General features: G+C 57.5%; 19 protein-coding genes and 1 tRNA gene. 12 read left to right on the top strand and 8 right to left on the bottom strand.

The genetic code is table 11. The features are described from left to right. Positions 1-38 precede the first annotated feature (38 nt). The 7 genes from atpA to ACKWJN_RS12205 all read left to right on the top strand — a co-directional run bounded on the left by atpA (position 39) and on the right by ACKWJN_RS12205 (position 6,401). Positions 39-1,577, top strand: coding sequence for a F0F1 ATP synthase subunit alpha (atpA, locus tag ACKWJN_RS12235; protein ID WP_408597293.1), 1,539 nt, complete (start codon positions 39-41; stop codon positions 1,575-1,577). 29 nt (positions 1,578-1,606) lie between these two features. After that, positions 1,607-2,473, top strand: a complete 867-nt coding sequence (gene atpG, locus ACKWJN_RS12230) for a F0F1 ATP synthase subunit gamma (RefSeq protein ID WP_408597291.1) — start codon at positions 1,607-1,609, stop codon at positions 2,471-2,473. Positions 2,474-2,496: 23 nt separating this feature from the next. Next, positions 2,497-3,924, top strand: a complete 1,428-nt coding sequence (gene atpD / locus ACKWJN_RS12225) for a F0F1 ATP synthase subunit beta (RefSeq protein WP_408597289.1) — start codon at positions 2,497-2,499, stop codon at positions 3,922-3,924. Positions 3,925-3,932: 8 nt separating this feature from the next. Further along, entirely contained in the window at positions 3,933-4,349 is a 417-nt protein-coding gene (locus ACKWJN_RS12220) for a F0F1 ATP synthase subunit epsilon (RefSeq protein WP_100147438.1), read from the top strand. A gap of 85 nt (positions 4,350-4,434) precedes the next feature. Then, on the top strand, positions 4,435-4,884 hold the full coding sequence (locus ACKWJN_RS12215) for a YybH family protein (protein WP_408597287.1): 450 nt from the start codon (positions 4,435-4,437) through the stop codon (positions 4,882-4,884). After that, positions 4,881-5,858 carry a YheT family hydrolase gene (locus tag ACKWJN_RS12210; RefSeq protein WP_408597285.1) on the top strand — a complete coding sequence of 326 codons (978 nt, stop codon included), beginning with the start codon at positions 4,881-4,883 and terminating at the stop codon, positions 5,856-5,858. The genes ACKWJN_RS12215 and ACKWJN_RS12210 overlap by 4 nt, the downstream gene beginning before the upstream one ends. Positions 5,859-5,867: 9 nt before the next feature. After that, on the top strand, positions 5,868-6,401 hold the full coding sequence (locus ACKWJN_RS12205; protein ID WP_408597283.1) for a DUF2946 family protein: 534 nt from the start codon (positions 5,868-5,870) through the stop codon (positions 6,399-6,401). A 39-nt stretch (positions 6,402-6,440) separates the two neighbouring features. Here ACKWJN_RS12205 and ACKWJN_RS12200 read toward each other — a convergent pair whose 3' ends face one another. Next, the gene (locus ACKWJN_RS12200) at positions 6,441-6,950 is read right to left on the bottom strand and encodes a c-type cytochrome (protein WP_408597282.1); all 510 of its coding nucleotides are present in this window, start codon (positions 6,948-6,950) and stop codon (positions 6,441-6,443) included. 78 nt (positions 6,951-7,028) lie between these two features. Between ACKWJN_RS12200 and ACKWJN_RS12195 the strand changes: the two genes are divergently transcribed. After that, positions 7,029-7,104, top strand: a tRNA-Arg gene (locus ACKWJN_RS12195). A gap of 2 nt (positions 7,105-7,106) precedes the next feature. Here ACKWJN_RS12195 and rsmI read toward each other — a convergent pair. Further along, complete coding sequence (rsmI, locus tag ACKWJN_RS12190) at positions 7,107-8,018, bottom strand: 16S rRNA (cytidine(1402)-2'-O)-methyltransferase (RefSeq protein ID WP_408597281.1); 912 nt, start codon at positions 8,016-8,018, stop codon at positions 7,107-7,109. Positions 8,019-8,031: 13 nt separating this feature from the next. Here rsmI and ACKWJN_RS12185 point away from each other — a divergent pair, with 13 nt between their 5' ends. From ACKWJN_RS12185 to ACKWJN_RS12175, 3 genes are read left to right on the top strand one after another with little or no spacing between them, the layout of a single operon-like run. Beyond that, positions 8,032-8,421, top strand: coding sequence for a YraN family protein (locus ACKWJN_RS12185; protein WP_408597279.1), 390 nt, complete (start codon positions 8,032-8,034; stop codon positions 8,419-8,421). A 24-nt stretch (positions 8,422-8,445) separates the two neighbouring features. Further along, positions 8,446-9,045 carry a phosphoheptose isomerase gene (locus ACKWJN_RS12180; protein ID WP_408597277.1) on the top strand — a complete coding sequence of 200 codons (600 nt, stop codon included), beginning with the start codon at positions 8,446-8,448 and terminating at the stop codon, positions 9,043-9,045. A 5-nt stretch (positions 9,046-9,050) separates the two neighbouring features. Beyond that, on the top strand, positions 9,051-9,746 hold the full coding sequence (locus tag ACKWJN_RS12175; RefSeq protein ID WP_408597276.1) for a BON domain-containing protein: 696 nt from the start codon (positions 9,051-9,053) through the stop codon (positions 9,744-9,746). A gap of 78 nt (positions 9,747-9,824) precedes the next feature. Here the strand turns inward: ACKWJN_RS12175 and ACKWJN_RS12170 are convergent, their stop codons facing one another. After that, positions 9,825-10,739 (bottom strand): NAD(P)-dependent oxidoreductase, encoded by a 915-nt coding sequence (locus ACKWJN_RS12170; protein WP_408597275.1) that lies wholly within the window; start codon positions 10,737-10,739, stop codon positions 9,825-9,827. Positions 10,740-10,859: 120 nt separating this feature from the next. Here ACKWJN_RS12170 and ACKWJN_RS12165 point away from each other — a divergent pair, with 120 nt between their 5' ends. Then, positions 10,860-11,570, top strand: coding sequence for a YggS family pyridoxal phosphate-dependent enzyme (locus tag ACKWJN_RS12165; protein WP_408597274.1), 711 nt, complete (start codon positions 10,860-10,862; stop codon positions 11,568-11,570). A gap of 37 nt (positions 11,571-11,607) precedes the next feature. Here ACKWJN_RS12165 and ACKWJN_RS12160 read toward each other — a convergent pair whose 3' ends face one another. The 5 genes from ACKWJN_RS12160 to ACKWJN_RS12140 all read right to left on the bottom strand — a co-directional run. Further along, on the bottom strand, positions 11,608-13,110 hold the full coding sequence (locus ACKWJN_RS12160) for an FAD-linked oxidase C-terminal domain-containing protein (protein WP_408597272.1): 1,503 nt from the start codon (positions 13,108-13,110) through the stop codon (positions 11,608-11,610). A 120-nt stretch (positions 13,111-13,230) separates the two neighbouring features. After that, positions 13,231-14,106, bottom strand: coding sequence for a LysR substrate-binding domain-containing protein (locus ACKWJN_RS12155; RefSeq protein WP_408597270.1), 876 nt, complete (start codon positions 14,104-14,106; stop codon positions 13,231-13,233). Between the two features lie 5 nt (positions 14,107-14,111). After that, a complete protein-coding gene (gene purU, locus ACKWJN_RS12150) occupies positions 14,112-14,957 on the bottom strand; it encodes a formyltetrahydrofolate deformylase (RefSeq protein ID WP_408597268.1) in 846 nt (281 codons plus the stop codon). Positions 14,958-15,020: 63 nt separating this feature from the next. Continuing rightward, positions 15,021-15,302 (bottom strand): DUF3567 domain-containing protein, encoded by a 282-nt coding sequence (locus ACKWJN_RS12145; RefSeq protein WP_408597266.1) that lies wholly within the window; start codon positions 15,300-15,302, stop codon positions 15,021-15,023. A 90-nt stretch (positions 15,303-15,392) separates the two neighbouring features. Continuing rightward, on the bottom strand, positions 15,393-16,200 hold an 808-nt coding region (locus tag ACKWJN_RS12140; RefSeq protein ID WP_408597264.1), incomplete at its 5' end, for a DUF3108 domain-containing protein.

Below are 16,200 nucleotides of genomic sequence, written 5' to 3'. Positions count from 1 at the left end.
CAGTGCAGTCAACCCTAACAAGAAAGAAGGAAAGAGTCATGCAACTCAATCCCGCAGAAATCTCTGAACTTATCAAGACCCGCATTGAAGGTCTGACTTCGAGCGCTGACGTTCGCAACCAAGGCACCGTGTTGTCGGTGACTGACGGTATTGTTCGTGTTCACGGCCTGTCTGACGTGATGCAAGGCGAGATGTTGGAATTCCCAAACAACACGTTTGGTTTGGCCCTTAACCTTGAGCGTGACTCGGTGGGTGCTGTGATTTTGGGTGAGTACGAACACATCTCCGAAGGCGACACCGTCAAATGCACGGGCCGCATTTTGGAAGTGCCCGTCGGCCCCGAACTCATTGGCCGCGTGGTCAACGCTCTGGGGCAACCCATTGACGGAAAAGGTCCGATCAACGCCAAGATGACCGACGTGATCGAAAAAGTGGCACCTGGTGTGATCGCGCGTGAGTCCGTGAGCCAGCCGATGCAAACAGGCTTGAAGTCCATTGACTCCATGGTGCCTGTGGGTCGTGGCCAGCGCGAATTGATCATTGGTGACCGTCAGACAGGTAAAACTGCTGTGGCGATTGATGCCATCATCAACCAAAAAGGTCAAAACATGACCTGCGTTTATGTTGCGATTGGGCAAAAAGCCTCGTCGATCAAAAACGTGGTGCGTGCTTTGGAGCAAGCTGGCGCGATGGAGTACACCATCGTGGTGGCTGCTTCTGCCTCTGAATCTGCGGCCATGCAGTACGTGTCAGCCTATTCAGGTTGCACGATGGGCGAATACTTCCGCGATCGTGGTGAAGACGCCCTGATCGTGTACGACGATTTGTCCAAACAAGCCGTGGCCTACCGCCAAGTGTCTTTGCTGTTGCGTCGTCCTCCAGGCCGCGAAGCTTACCCTGGCGACGTGTTTTATCTCCACAGCCGTTTGCTCGAACGCGCAGCCCGTGTGAACGCCGACTATGTTGAGCACTTCACCAAAGGTGCCGTCAAAGGTAAAACAGGTTCATTGACGGCTTTGCCTATCATTGAAACCCAAGCGGGTGACGTGTCGGCTTTCGTGCCAACCAACGTGATTTCGATCACTGACGGTCAAATCTTCTTGGAAACCTCGTTGTTCAATGCAGGTATCCGCCCTGCGATCAACGCCGGTATTTCGGTCTCCCGCGTGGGTGGTGCCGCTCAAACCAAGCTGATCAAAAACCTGTCCGGTGGTATCCGTACCGACTTGGCCCAATACCGTGAGTTGGCTGCTTTTGCGCAGTTCGCTTCAGATTTGGACGAAGCCACTCGCAAGCAACTCGACCGCGGCGCTCGCGTGACCGAATTGCTCAAGCAAGCCCAGTACAGCCCACAACCGATCAGCTTGATGGGTGCCACGTTGTATGCCGTGAACAAAGGCTTCTTGGACGATGTGGAAGTCAAACAAGTGTTGCACTTTGAAAATGAACTGCATGCTTACCTCAAAGACAAGCACGCAGCTTTGTTGGCCAAACTCGAAGCCGACAAAGCCATGGACAAAGATGCTGAAGCTGAATTGAATGCCGCTGTTGTTGCATTCAAGAAAACTTTTGCTTGAAACTTACCTGACCACACAAGGAGCCACTCATGGCAGCAGGTAAGGAAATACGCGGCAAGATCAAATCGGTGGAAAACACCAAGAAGATCACCAAGGCCATGGAAATGGTGGCTGCGTCCAAAATGCGCAAAGCACAAGACAGGATGCGCGCTGCACGTCCGTACAGCGAAAAAATCCGTCATGTTGCTGCCAATTTGGGCAAAGCCAATCCTGAGTATGTGCATCCTTTCATGGAAATCAACCAGGGAAAGGCCGCAGGCCTGATTGTGGTAACGACCGACAAGGGCTTGTGCGGAGGTCTTAACACCAACGTGCTGCGCGCAGTCACGCATAAATTGCGCGACTTGCAAGCTGAGGGCATGTCGGCCCAAGCTGTGGCCATTGGCAACAAGGGCTTGGGGTTTTTGAACCGCTCGGGTGTCAAAGTTGTGTCGCAAGCCACACAGTTGGGTGATACGCCGCACTTGGACAAACTGATTGGCCCAGTCAAGGTGTTGTTGGATGCCTACGTGAATGGCGAAATCAACTCTGTGTACCTGTGCTTCACACGCTTCATCAACACGATGAAGCAAGAGTCCGTGATTGAGCAGTTGCTGCCTCTGTCCGCTGACAAGCTCAAAGTGCACGAAGGCCAGCGCAGCTGGGATTACATCTACGAACCGGATGCACACGTCGTCATTGACGAGTTGTTGATTCGTTACGTAGAGGCCTTGGTTTACCAAGCCGTGGCCGAAAGTATGGCGTCCGAGCAGTCGGCACGCATGGTGGCGATGAAGTCCGCGACCGACAACGCTGGGAACGTGATCAACGAACTCAAACTGGTTTACAACAAGACGCGTCAAGCAGCGATCACGAAGGAACTCTCCGAGATCGTCGCTGGTGCTGCTGCTGTCTGATTTTAATTTTTGGAGCAAAGAGTATGGCTCATGAGACCACCCACAAGAACGCAGGCGTTCAGGGCAAGATAGTTCAATGTATTGGCGCCGTGGTGGACGTCGAGTTCCCACGCGACCACATGCCCAAGGTGTATGACGCACTCAAACTCGAGGGCACAGCCCTGACGCTGGAAGTGCAACAACAGCTGGGTGATGGCATCGTGCGCACCATCGCGCTCGGAACCTCGGATGGTTTGCGTCGCGGTTTGATGGTGACCAACACGGGTGCTGCAATCACAGTGCCCGTGGGTAAAGCCACCCTGGGCCGCATCATGGACGTGTTGGGTAATGCCATCGACGAACGTGGACCTGTGGACGCGACGCAATCTGCCTCCATCCACCGCAAAGCACCGGCTTATGACGAACTCAGCCCCTCACAAGAGTTGCTCGAGACCGGTATCAAAGTGATTGACTTGGTTTGCCCCTTCGCCAAGGGCGGTAAGGTGGGCTTGTTCGGTGGCGCCGGTGTGGGCAAAACTGTGAACATGATGGAGTTGATCAACAACATCGCCAAGGCGCACAGCGGCTTGTCCGTGTTCGCCGGTGTGGGTGAGCGTACCCGTGAAGGTAACGACTTCTACCACGAGATGGCCGACTCCGGCGTGGTGAACCTGGAAAACCTGGGCGAATCCAAAGTTGCCATGGTGTACGGTCAAATGAACGAGCCACCAGGCAACCGTTTGCGCGTGGCCTTGACGGGTTTGACCATTGCTGAATCGTTCCGTGATGAAGGTCGTGACGTGTTGTTCTTCGTGGACAACATCTACCGCTACACCTTGGCCGGTACCGAAGTGTCCGCCTTGTTGGGTCGTATGCCTTCAGCCGTGGGCTACCAGCCTACGCTGGCAGAAGAAATGGGCCGTTTGCAAGAGCGTATCACCTCCACCAAAGTGGGTTCGATCACCTCCATCCAAGCTGTTTACGTGCCAGCGGACGACTTGACCGACCCATCGCCCGCCACCACATTTGCTCACTTGGACTCCACCGTGGTGCTGAGCCGAGACATCGCTGCGCTGGGTATCTACCCCGCGGTGGATCCTTTGGACTCCACCAGCCGCCAATTGGATCCGCTGGTGGTGGGTGAAGAGCACTATGCCACTGCACGTTCTGTGCAAGGCACCTTGCAACGCTACAAAGAATTGCGCGACATCATTGCGATCTTGGGCATGGACGAATTGGCTCCCGAAGACAAGCTGGCCGTGGCCCGTGCTCGCAAGATTCAACGTTTCTTGTCACAGCCTTTCCACGTCGCAGAAGTGTTCACGGGTTCGCCCGGTAAATACGTCACTTTGGCTGAAACAATTCGTGGCTTCAAGATGATTACCAACGGTGAGTGTGACCACCTGCCAGAGCAGGCCTTCTACATGGTCGGCACCATCGACGAAGCGTTCGAAAAAGCCAAGAAGATCTGAGAGATCCTATGAGTACCATCCACGTAGATGTCGTCAGTGCAGAAGAGTCCATCTTCTCTGGCGAAGCCACTTTTGTGGCTTTGCCAGGCGAAGCTGGCGAGCTCGGAATCTATCCGCGCCACACGCCACTGATCACGCGCATCCGACCCGGTTCGGTGCGCATCCAGACGGCTGACGGTGGCGAAGAATTCGTATTCGTGGCGGGAGGCATTCTTGAAGTGCAACCTGACTGTGTCACGGTCATGTCAGACACCGCGGTGCGCGGCAAAGACTTGGACGAAGAAAAAGCCAACCTAGCCAAGCAAGCCGCTGAAGAAGCGATCAAGAACGCAAAAAGCGATGTCGACATGGCACGTGCACGTTCTGAGCTGAGCATCTTGGTCGCCGAACTGGCTGCTTTGCGTCGTTACCGCGGTAAACGTTAACGGGCGCAACGGGTCAAGCTGACAAAGCCCCTGTCTGAGGACTGGGGCTTTTTTTATTCCTGTGAATCAAACGACAATTTGCACTATGCCAAAAGCCAAACTTCGTGCTGCAACTGTTGGGGGCTCTGCTGACGACGTGGAGTCCTCGTTCTATGAGGCCATGCAATCGGGGGACATCGACAAACTCATGGCCTGTTGGGCCGATGAGGATGACATCGTCTGTGTGCATCCCGGTGGGTCACGTTTGGTTGGCAATGCCGCTATCCGTGCAGCTTTTGAAGCCTTGTTCTCAAATGGCACGGTCAACGCCAAGCCTGAGCAGGTGTGCAAAGTTGAATCCTTGACCAGCGCCATGCACAACGTGATTGAACGCATCGCGATTTTGACCAACGAAGGCGCACAAGAAGCATGCGTTGTCGCGACCAATGTGTACCAACGCACACCACAAGGCTGGCGAATGGTCGCCCACCACGCCAGCCCAGGCAAGGCTGCGGGTGTTGCTGACACACCCGGTGGACCACAGGTGTTGCATTGACTTGGGCCTACCAAGCCCCGCGTTGGCTGCCTGGGGGCAACTTTCAAACCATTTACGCGGCCAAACTGGCCACGACAGCGGCATTGAAAGCGCAATGCTGGCAACGCGAACGGTGGGCGACGCCTGACGGTGACTTCGTTGATGTTGACTGGATCAACCGAGGGTTGACCGGGCCACGTCCAATGCTCGTGCTCTTTCACGGTTTGGAAGGCTCTTCAAGCAGCCATTACGCGCGCTCCTTTGCGGCCCAGGCCATGCAGCGCGGCTGGACAATGGCGTTGCCGCATTTCAGAGGATGCAGTGGCGAAATCAATTTAGCGCCCAGGGCTTACCACTCAGGAGATCACGAAGAAATCGACTGGATGCTTCAGCAATGCCGTCAGCGGCATGACGGTCCCATGGTGGCTGTTGGAATTTCGCTTGGGGGCAACGCGTTGATGCGTTGGGCCGGAGTAGCTGGGCACACAGCAAGCCAAATGATCCAAGGTGTGGCGTCTGTCTGTGCGCCGCTGGATTTGACGGCCAGTGGTCACGCCATTGATCAAGGCTTCAACCGGAGGCTCTACGCCCGCATGTTTTTACACACCATGAAACCGCGTGCATTGCAAAAGCTGGAGCAATTCCCAAACTTGTTTGACCGCAAAGCCTTATTGGCAGCCGACACCTTGTATGCGTTTGACAATGTCTTCACCGCACCATTGCATGGATTTCAAAATGTGGATGACTATTGGTTGCGCGCATCTGCAAAACCCGGATTGGCGCACATCCAAATTCCTGCGTTGGTACTCAACGCATGCAACGATCCCTTTGTGCCAGCATGGTGTTTACCGCAGGGGAAAGAAGTGAGCCACACGGTGACCCTGTGGCAGCCCAAAGCTGGGGGCCATGTTGGATTTCCCAATGGTCCTTTCCCCGCCAACGTGGACGCCATGCCTTGCGCGGTCCTTGACTGGCTGAAAACGACCTTGCACTGAAAGATACCGATGGACGAATTGGTCAAACAAGCCATGGCCAAGTGGCCCAACGTGCCCGATTGCTATGGTTGGCTTGGGCTCGATGCGCGCGGCGACTGGTACATGCGTGACGACAGCGTTCAAGCCTTGGGGCCCTTTTCACGGAACAAAGGCTCTAAGCTGCAGCACGACAAACTCAAGGCTTTCATTGCCCGCAATTATTGGGTTGATGCGCAAGGGCGTTGGTACTTTCAAAACGGCCCGCAGCGTGTCTTTGTAGAACTAGAAATCACACCGTGGGTGTGGTTGTTGCAACCCGATGGCTCGGTGCAGGCACACACAGGGCAGACCGTGCGTGCGCAACGTTGCTTTGTCGACGAACAAGGCCATGTGTACTTAGAAACCGATCTTGGTTTTGGCCTCGTCCACAGCCAAGATGTGGGCGTTGCGGCGCAGCACGTTGAAACAGGGCTGTGGGTGCCGCAGCACATACACACACAAGATATGGCGCATCGATTTGGCTTTGTCCTGAGCCCACAGAACGGGCTTCAACAGCAGGCATAAAAAAACCGGCCTAAGCCGGTTTTTTGGAGAAAGCGCCAATCACTTGGCAGCTTCAGGTTTCTTGGGTTCTTTGAACTTAGCGCCGGCAGCATTGGCCATGTAGACCACGGCATTGCCAATTTCAACATCGTCAAAATCGCCACCACCTTGGGCGCCCATGGCCCCCTTGCCTTTGAGTGCCGAGTTCCACAAGGTGTCAAAGCCCTTGGCAATGCGTGGGCCCCAAGCACTGGCATCACCAAACTTAGGAGCGCCAGCTGCACCTGCCGTGTGGCAGGCCGTGCATTGGGCTTTGAAAACTTCTTCGCCCGTCTTCATGGCGCGGTTGGCATCACGAATTTCAACAGTCCCAACCTTTTGAATGCGCACGGCCACAGCCTCAGGCGCGTTGGAAGAACCGGCTTGTGGTTTATTGGCAGAGGTCACGTAATAGACCAAACCGATGATGATGAACACCGGAAGAACAAACGAATAGAACACAGCCAGCAGCAGTTGCTTGGGCGTCTTGATCGGGCCTGTGTGGTCTTCGTCGTGTGAATGGTCGCTCATGATGGATAGATCCTGTTGGAATGTCTTCAAAACAGCCGAAATTATAGCGGTGCCCCTACAATAGCTTGGCTCAGTAACGCGGCTGTAGCTCAGTGGATAGAGTATTGGCCTCCGAAGCCAAGGGTCGTGGGTTCGATCCCCGCCAGCCGCACCATCTCAAGTGGCGTTCTTCAACGCCAGAGCGCGCTCATACAAGGCATTGCGCCCCTCGCCTGTCAGCTCAGAGGCGACTTTGACGGCAGTTTTCAGCGGCAGTTCTGCCAACAAAATGCGCAGCATACGGTCATGGTCTTGTCCCGTTGCAGACACCAAGGCACGGGCATGCAGCACCAAAGCAAACTCACCTTTCAAGCGCTGCGGATTGGCGCCTAGCCAGGCACTGACATCTTGGGCCGACAGCGTGGCAATTTCTTCAAACTGTTTGGTCAGTTCGCGGCCCACGGTCACCTGGCGTTCGCCCAATACACCCAGTGCTGCGGCCAGTGCTTCGATGCGGTGCGGTGCCTCCAGCAGCACCTGGGTGCGCGGGTCTTCGCCGAGGGCTTGCACGGCGTGTTGGCGCTCGGTTGCTTTGTTGGACAGAAAACCCACAAACACAAAATCCGAGGCATCGTGTGCAGGTGTGCCGCAAGCACTCAACAGCGCTGTCACACTGCTCGCGCCTGGCAGCGGCACCACGCGCAAACCAGCAGCACGCACTTGCCACACCAAGCGTGCGCCTGGGTCGCTCACCGCAGGTGTGCCCGCGTCGCTCACATAGGCCACACGTTGGCCAGCTTGCAGGCGCCGCACCACCTCTTGCGAGGCTTCTGCCTCGTTGTGCTGATGAACGGCCAACCACTGAGACGAGGCCTTGTCGATGCCGAAGGCGCGCACCATGCTTTGTGTGTGGCGCGTGTCCTCACAAGCCAATGTGTCGCACAGCTGAAGCACATGCAGGGCGCGCAAGCTGATGTCCGCCAAATTGCCAATCGGCGTGGCCACCACATAGAGCGCCCCGGTCGGATAATGTTGTGCCGAAGCCGCCGCATGCGCGGCCGACAGGGCAGAGTCAAAGTTGGCGCTCATCACGAAGGGGGCTATGGATAACCTCAAAGGGCAAAAAACAGGTCAGGCCACCACCAAGCAAACGGGGGATGCGGCAGAGGACCTGGCGTTGCGCCATCTGCAAGCCCAAGGCTTGCAATTGGTGCAGCGCAATTATCGGACCCCTGGGCGAGGCGGCGGTGAAATTGACTTGATCATGCGCGACACCGACGGCACCTTGGTGTTTGTCGAGGTGCGCCAACGCAGCCGCAGCGACCACGGTGGTGCGCTGGCCAGCGTGACCCATGCGAAGAAGCGACGCATTATTTTTGCCGCCAGACACTTCCTCATGCGCTTGACCCATGAACCGCCTTGCCGCTTCGATGTGGTGGCTTGCGAGCCGGATGGCTTGCAATGGTTTCGTGCGGCTTTTGACGCGACCTAAACAGTGCGCAGGTATCATTGGCCCATGCTCGAACAACGCATTGAACAACACTTCATCGACAGCGCCGACTTGAAATACCAGGCAGCGCAAGTTCTGTCCAAACCCATTGCGGCTGCAGTGGCCGCCATCTTGGCCAGCGTCACCAGCGGTGGCAAGGTGTTAGCCTGTGGCAATGGGGGGTCGGCCGCAGACGCGCAGCACTTTGCTGCTGAATTTGTGGGGCGCTTTGAGCGTGAGAGGCCTGAGTTGGGCGCCATCGCACTGACCACCGACAGCTCCATCATCACCGCCATCGCCAACGACTACAGCTACGACCACATTTTTTCCAAGCAAGTTCGTGCGTTGGGGCAACCCGGCGACGTGTTGTTGGCCATCACCACCAGCGGCAACTCCACCAATGTGTTGGCGGCCATTCAAGCCGCCCATGAGCGTGAAATGACGGTGGTGGCTTTGACCGGGAAAGGCGGTGGCAAGATGGGCCAGGCCTTGCGCGAAACCGATGTCCACATTTGCGTGCCTCATGACCGCACGGCGCGCATTCAAGAAGTCCACCTGTTGACCATCCATTGCATCTGCGATGGCGTCGACACCCAATTGCTTGGCGATCAAGAAAGTAGTGAGTGAAAAAAATGAAAAATTCAACCTTGGGCCTGTTGGCCGTGTTGGCTTTGAGTGTGGGCATGAGCGCATGTGCACCCGTGGTGGTGGGCGGCATGGTGGGCGGCGCGATGGTGGCCGCTGACCGCCGCACCTCAGGCGCTCAAGTGGAAGACGAAGGCATTGAGATACGCAGTGCCAGTGCCATGCGTGAAAATTTTGGCAGCAATGTGCATGCAAACTTCACCAGCTACAACCGACAGGTGCTGATCACGGGCGAGGTTCCCTCTGCACGCGAACGCCAACAAATTGAACAGTTGGTGGGCCGCATCGAAAACGTCAAAAGCGTGGTCAATGAGCTGGCCGTGGGGCCAGCTTCGAGCATTGGCGAGCGTTCCAGCGACGTGATCATTTCAGCCCGTGTCAAAGCGGCCATGGTGGACAACGAAGACGTGTTTGCTTCGATCTACAAAGTGGTCACCGAGCGCGGCACGGTCTATTTGATGGGCCGCGTGACACAGCGCGAAGCCAACCGAGCCACCGACATCGCCCGTGGCGTGAGTGGCGTCAAACGTGTGGTGCGGGTTTTCGAATACCTGACCGATGCCGAATTGCAAGCGTTGCGACCCAAGCCTGCGCCTGTCGAACAAACCAAGGCCACGCCCGTCATGTCTGGCGCAGGTGTGCCGCTGACCACCAATGCCCCGGTGGTGACACCTGTCAAGTGACAGGCCAGCCGTCAGTGACGGCAAACCGCAACAAAAAGGCCCGCTGATGCGGGCCTTTTTGTGGGGTTGAACGTGTGTTCACTTCAAGCGCTTGATCAAGCTGGAGGTGTCCCAACGCTGACCGCCCATGTGCTGTACATCGGCGTAAAACTGATCCACCAAAGCTGTCACGGGCAAACGCGCGCCATTGCGTTTGGCCTCGTCCATCACCAGGCCTAAGTCTTTGCGCATCCAGTCCACGGCAAAGCCAAAGTCAAACTTGTCTGCCACCATGGTCTTGCCACGGTTGTCGAGTTGCCAGCTTTGGGCGGCACCTTTGCCAATCACATCCAACACCAGGTTCATGTCCAGGCCCGCGCGTTGGCCAAAGGCCACGGCTTCGCTCAAGCCTTGCACCAAACCGGCAATGCACACTTGGTTGACCATCTTGGTCAACTGGCCCGCACCCGGTTCACCCATGAGCGTGAAAGCCCGCGAAAACGCCATGGCGACAGGTTTGACGCGTTCAAACACAGGGGCGTCACCGCCACACATCACGGTCAGCAAGCCATTTTGTGCGCCACCTTGGCCGCCCGAAACCGGCGCATCGATGAAGTGGATGCCAATGTTCTTGGCGGCGGTGTAAATCTCACGTGCCACGTCAGCCGATGCGGTGGTGTGGTCCACCAGCACTGCACCCGGCTTCATGCCGGCCAGCGCACCATCGGCACCAAAAATCACCGACCGCAAATCTGCATCGTTGCCCACGCAACAAAACACAATGTCAGCGTCTTTGGCCGCTTCACGGGGGGTAGCTGCGCTTTTTGGGGCTTTGCTGTTGGCAAACTCGCTCACCCAGGCTTGGGCCTTGGCGGGCGAGCGGTTGTACACCGTCACAGCATGCCCTGCGCTGGCCAGATGCCCCGCCATCGGGTAGCCCATCACGCCCATGCCAATGAAGGCCACGTGGGTGCAAGGAGCGGGTTCGTAGGTTTTGGCGTTGATGCTTGACATGGCGTGTCTCAAGAGGTTGTGGAATATGCGCTGAATCATAGGGGGTGCGGGTCAGGGGCGGCTGTCACCCAAGCAACGGCGTTGAGTGGCAGGGCCACTCTTGTTAAAGTCTGCCGCAAGATGACAACGCTGAGCCACAACCTCCACACCGTTCAAACACGCATTGCAGCAGCATGTGTGGCCGCTGGGCGAAGCCCCCAAAGCGTCACGCTGTTGGCCGTGTCCAAAACCTTCAGTGCCTCAGATGTGCAAGAAGTCGCCGACTGTGGCCAACGTGACTTTGGTGAAAACTACATCCAAGAAGGCGTCGACAAAATCGTGGCCTTTCGTGCTGACCCTCACGTCCCTGCCTTGGTTTGGCACTGCATCGGCCCCATCCAGAGCAACAAAACCAAACTGGTGGCCGAACACTTTGATTGGGCCCACACCATTGACCGCCTGAAAATTGCACAACGCTTGAACGACCAGCGCCCCGCACATTTGCCGCCACTTCAGGTGTGTCTGCAAGTCAACACCGATGGCGGCGCCACCAAATCCGGGGTCACGCCCGACGACGTGTTGACGCTGGCGCTCGATGTGGCCAAGCTGCCCAGGTTGAGCCTGCGCGGCTTGATGACCATTCCTGATCCCGTCGATGGCTTTGAGGCACAAGTGGCTGTGCACAACAAAGCGCGCGCCTTGTTTGGCGAGATGAAGGCTGTGTTGAATTTGCCGCAGTTCGACACCTTGTCGATGGGCATGACCGGCGACTTGGAAGCTGCCATCCACGCCGGCAGCACCATGGTGCGGGTGGGAACGGCGATCTTTGGCGGGCGTACCTTCGCAGGCTAGCTGCCTTTTGGTTTGGGGCCGCGTAAAACTCTGATATTTAGAAACGTGGCAAATCCGGATGCTTGATTTGCCCTGCGCGCACCAGCATCTTGCCGTACTCGGCGCAGCGGTGCAGGGTAGGAATCACCTTGCCGGGGTTGAGCAAACCCTTGGGGTCAAAGGCACGCTTGACCCCAAACATTTGCTCGTTTTCGTCGGCGCTGAATTGCACGCACATGCTGTTGACTTTTTCAATGCCCACGCCGTGCTCTCCGGTCACCGTGCCGCCCATGGCCACGCTGGTTTCTAAGATCTCGGCGCCAAACAGCTCGCAACGGTGCATTTGGTCTGCGTCATTGGCATCAAACAAAATCAAGGGGTGTAAGTTGCCGTCGCCGGCGTGAAAGACGTTCAAGCAGCGCAGCTGGTACTTGTCTTCCATCTCTGAGATGGCTTGCAAGATGTCGGCCACGCGTTTGCGCGGGATGGTGCTGTCCATGCACATGTAGTCGGGGCTGATGCGTCCAGAGGCGGGGAACGCGTTTTTGCGGCCACTCCAAAACTTCAGGCGTTGCGCTTCATCGCGACTCACCGTGATGGCCGTGGCGCCACAGCCGCGCAGCACCTCGCTCATGCGGCCAATTTCCTCTTCCACCTCTTCGGGTGTGCCGTCACTCTCACACAGCAAAATCGCCGCCGCGTTCAGGTCGTAGCCCGCGTGCACAAAGTCTTCCACCGCGGCGGTCATGGGGCCGTCCATCATCTCTAAGCCGGCCGGAATGATGCCTGCGGCAATCACCGCTGCCACCGCGTCGCCCGCTTTGCGCACGTCATCAAAACTGGCCATGATGCAGCGGGCCAACAGGGGTTTGGGGATGAGCTTGACCGTCACCTCCATCGTCACGGCCAACATGCCTTCGCTGCCCACAATCACAGGCAACAGGTCCAGGCCGGGCGAATCCAGGGCCGTGCTGCCAAACGTGACCGGGTCACCCTCGATGGTGAAACCTTTGACTTGCAGCACGTTGTGCACCGTCAGTCCATATTTCAAGCAATGCACGCCACCTGAGTTTTCGGCCACGTTGCCGCCAATCGTGCAGGCAATTTGGCTCGACGGATCGGGTGCGTAGTACAAGCCGTGTGACGCGGCGGCCTCGCTGATGGCCAGGTTGCGCACACCACACTGCACCACGGCCGTTCGTGCCAGCGGGTCGATGCGAAGAATTTGGTTGAACTTGGCCAACGAGAGGGTGACCCCATCTGCATGCGGCATGGCGCCGCCTGACAGGCCCGTCCCAGCGCCCCGCGCCACCACCGGCACGTCCAAGGCGTGGCAGGTTTGCAGCACCGCTTGCACTTGGTCTGCGGTTTCAGGCAAGGCCACGCACAAGGGCCGCGCGCGGTAGGCCGTGAGCCCATCGCACTCGTAAGGCACGGTGTCCTCACTGGTATGGAGCAGCGCATGCTGAGGCAGCACTTGCAGCAGGGCCTTCACCACTTGGGCTTGGCGCTCAGAGCGGGCCAGGGTGTTTTGCTGTTCGGAGGTGAGTGGTGCGTTCATGCGTGGCACTTTAAGCCAAAACACCAGCCGGCTGCGTGAAGAAAGTTACAGCAAAGATTGAAATGTCTTGAATGCGGGGCCAGTGGCGTCTCGGACATCGCTGGACGGTGAGGCCAGGGCTTATGCCACGGCCGATTTGAGCCAATCCGCAAACGCTGCACATTCCCATCGGTCCATCGCCCCTGAACGCCAACACAGGTAATGCCCGTGCGGGCTGGGCACTTGGCGTGGAAACAGACGCACCAAGGTGCCGTTTTCCAGCCAAGGCGCACCCAGCTTCAAGCGCACCAAGCCCACCCCCAAGCCTTGGGCAGCGGCATCACAGATCAGGCCAATGTCATTGAAGCAAGAGCCGTCCACCGGCTCCGGCCAGTCCAGGTCGTGGGCGGCAAACCAAGTACGCCAGGGTTCTAGTGGGCTGCGCAACAGCGTGACATCGGCCAAGTCGTCAGACGCTTCAAACGGGCCATGCTCGCGCACAAAGGCGGGCGATGCCATGGGCGTCACCTCGTCTTTCATCACGCACACATGCTCGACGTCTGCATAGCGACCGGTGCCAAAACGGATCGTCAGATCGGCGTCTTCTGCCACCACGTCCAGCAGCGGAATGGTCACTTGCAGGGTCAGGTCAATCTCGGGGTAGGCCTCGGCAAACTGGCGCAGGCGTGGCATCAAGATCGAACGCGCAAAGGTGGGCGTGACCGCCAAACGCAGCTTGCGCTTGCCCCCGTGGCTGCTGCCATCTTTGCCGGGAAAACGCTCCAGGATCGACAAGCCCTCGCGCACATGCGCCAAGTATTCGCTGCCCTCGGTGGTGAGTGAGAAGTCAGCGCGTCCAAACAACTTCACGCCCAAGAGTTGTTCCAGTTGCTTCACCCGGTGACTCACCGCGCTCGGTGTCACACATTGCTCTTCGGCGGCTTGGGTGACCGAGCGCAACCTGGCCAGTGCCTCAAACGTGAGCAAGCACTGAATCGGAGGGATGCGGTGGGTCATGTCAGTTATTTGAAGATCACGGTTTTGTGGCCGTTGATCAGCACGCGGTGTTCGCTGTGCCACTTCACGGCACGGGCCAGCACCTGGCTCTCGGTGTCGCGGCCCTGGGTGGTCAAGTCTTCCACCGTTTTGCTGTGGTCCACGCGTGCCACATCTTGCTCAATGATGGGGCCTTCGTCCAAGTCCGCCGTCACGTAATGCGCGGTGGCGCCGATCAACTTGACGCCTCGGTCGTGGGCTTGGTAATAGGGCTTGGCGCCTTTGAAGCTGGGCAAAAAGCTGTGGTGGATGTTGATGGCACGCCCGGCCAGTTTTTGGCACAGGTCATCGCTCAAAATTTGCATGTAGCGCGCCAACACCACCAGTTCCGCACCTTCACTTTGGATGATCTCGTACTGCTTGGCTTCCGCTTGCGCTTTGGTGGCGGCCGTGACTGGAATGTGGTGGAACGGCACGTTGTAGCTGGCGGCCAGCTGGTAGAACTCTCGGTGGTTGCTGACGATGGCCCGAATGTCCAAAGGCAGCAGCCCGCTTTTCCAGCGAAACAACAAGTCGTTGAGGCAATGGCCCTCCTTGCTGACCATGATCACGGTGCGCATGGGCTGGGTGGTGTCGTGCAAGGTCCAACGCATGCCAAATGTCTCGGCCAGCGTGGCGAGCTGGGTGCGCACATCGTCTTGGCTGAGGCTGTCGCAGGCGAATTGAACCCGCATGAAAAACAAACCCGTGTCGTGGTCGTTGTACTGGGCGGCTTCTTCGATGTTGCCTTGGCGTTCCAGCAAAAAACCAGACACCGCGTGAACGATGCCCTGGCGATCAGGGCAAGACAGGTTGAGGATGTAAGCAGTCATGGGCGCAATTGTAGGTTTGCGCATGCACACCCTCACCGCGCAGGGTCGCGCGGCCTCAGTCGCTCAGTGCACCACCACCGGGTTTTGTGCCAGTTCGGCGTAACCTGCAAGCGTCTCTTCGACCTCTTCCTGTGACGGCGAGTTTTCTTGCCAAGCGCGCAAATGGGCTTGGAACAACTCAGCCCAAGAGCCTTCCAGGTAGACCTCTTTGCCCGAGCGCTTGTCGACAATTTCAAAGCCATGGCGCGACAACACAGGCAAGTCAGGACGTGCAGGCTCCAAGCTTTCATCCTGCGCCTTGAGGTGCATCACGGAATACGTGTCCGAGTTGTAAAGCATGTCCATGGTGTCTGTCCGGGTCAAAAGCGGGTCAAAAAAGAGTCAAAAGGTTGTTTGTCCAGTGTGACATAAGTTATCGGTTCGAATCGGGCGAATTCAAGACCCTGGGGCCTCCACGGTTCGCAACAACTGGTCGACAAAGTCGCCATTGGCGTTGGTGATGCGCAAGCGTGCAGGCAAATAATCCAGACTGGGTGCCAACCAAAGCTCAATGCGCTGATCGAATTCGCGCCTGGGTTGTCGGCTCAGCTTGAGGCTGTGAACTTCACCATAGGGCAGATGCAGCAACTCTTCTTTCTCCACCACAAATTGCCATATTTCAGCCTCGCGTTGCGACACCGTGGGCACAGACAACATGGTTCCGACGGGAAAGCGTTCGCGGTCAGCGCCCACCAAGGCGCCCAACTGGAGCACCACACTCAGACGGTCTTGTGCACCCTTGATCAGCGGGGCATCTGGGGTGTTGGCGCTGAAGCTGATGATGTTTTTGTCTCGCTGGAAGTGCGCTGCGAGTTCACTGCGTGACTTGTCACCAAACCGCGTTGGCATGACGCCCTCTGCGCCCAGCACGCCCACGCTGGTTTGTACCCGTGAGCCCAGCAAAAAAGCGCCCACTTCAAGCCGCGCGTTGTAGGCCTGACCATCTTGCTGCCAATCCAAATTGGCCCAAGCGGAGTAGCCGATGTGTCTGGCCTGGCCTTTGACGTCGTAGCGCAGCCGAGCGGAGTGAGGCGGCTTGTAAGACGTGACCTCGATGGACCCTCCAGCTTCAGGGGCTGAGCGCCGAAAAGGCGGCAAATCCACCGCTTCAGCGCTGCGTGCGGGCAGGGCCACAGGGGCTGTCAGCTGGGCTTGCAGGTCTTCCAACTCATGGGGACTGGCCCATGCATGGGGCTCTGTCTCT

The sequence above is a fragment of the Limnohabitans sp. genome (genome assembly GCF_046052825.1).
Lineage (GTDB): Bacteria > Pseudomonadota > Gammaproteobacteria > Burkholderiales > Burkholderiaceae_C > Limnohabitans.
The sequence above is the reverse complement of the archived record's forward strand: the minus strand, read 5'-3'. Positions and strand labels throughout refer to the sequence as shown.

Coding starts and splice junctions, on each gene's coding strand:
- ACKWJN_RS12215 (WP_408597287.1), top strand. CDS start 4,435: ATGCCAAAAGCCAAACTTCGTGCTGCAACTGTTGGGGGCTCTGCTGAC.
- ACKWJN_RS12165 (WP_408597274.1), top strand. CDS start 10,860: ATGACAACGCTGAGCCACAACCTCCACACCGTTCAAACACGCATTGCA.
- ACKWJN_RS12200 (WP_408597282.1), bottom strand. CDS start 6,950: ATGAGCGACCATTCACACGACGAAGACCACACAGGCCCGATCAAGACG.
- ACKWJN_RS12160 (WP_408597272.1), bottom strand. CDS start 13,110: ATGAACGCACCACTCACCTCCGAACAGCAAAACACCCTGGCCCGCTCT.
- ACKWJN_RS12205 (WP_408597283.1), top strand. CDS start 5,868: ATGGACGAATTGGTCAAACAAGCCATGGCCAAGTGGCCCAACGTGCCC.
- atpA (WP_408597293.1), top strand. CDS start 39: ATGCAACTCAATCCCGCAGAAATCTCTGAACTTATCAAGACCCGCATT.
- ACKWJN_RS12185 (WP_408597279.1), top strand. CDS start 8,032: ATGGATAACCTCAAAGGGCAAAAAACAGGTCAGGCCACCACCAAGCAA.
- atpG (WP_408597291.1), top strand. CDS start 1,607: ATGGCAGCAGGTAAGGAAATACGCGGCAAGATCAAATCGGTGGAAAAC.
- ACKWJN_RS12175 (WP_408597276.1), top strand. CDS start 9,051: ATGAAAAATTCAACCTTGGGCCTGTTGGCCGTGTTGGCTTTGAGTGTG.
- ACKWJN_RS12180 (WP_408597277.1), top strand. CDS start 8,446: ATGCTCGAACAACGCATTGAACAACACTTCATCGACAGCGCCGACTTG.
- ACKWJN_RS12155 (WP_408597270.1), bottom strand. CDS start 14,106: ATGACCCACCGCATCCCTCCGATTCAGTGCTTGCTCACGTTTGAGGCA.
- ACKWJN_RS12170 (WP_408597275.1), bottom strand. CDS start 10,739: ATGTCAAGCATCAACGCCAAAACCTACGAACCCGCTCCTTGCACCCAC.
- purU (WP_408597268.1), bottom strand. CDS start 14,957: ATGACTGCTTACATCCTCAACCTGTCTTGCCCTGATCGCCAGGGCATC.
- ACKWJN_RS12145 (WP_408597266.1), bottom strand. CDS start 15,302: ATGGACATGCTTTACAACTCGGACACGTATTCCGTGATGCACCTCAAG.
- atpD (WP_408597289.1), top strand. CDS start 2,497: ATGGCTCATGAGACCACCCACAAGAACGCAGGCGTTCAGGGCAAGATA.
- rsmI (WP_408597281.1), bottom strand. CDS start 8,018: ATGAGCGCCAACTTTGACTCTGCCCTGTCGGCCGCGCATGCGGCGGCT.
- ACKWJN_RS12220 (WP_100147438.1), top strand. CDS start 3,933: ATGAGTACCATCCACGTAGATGTCGTCAGTGCAGAAGAGTCCATCTTC.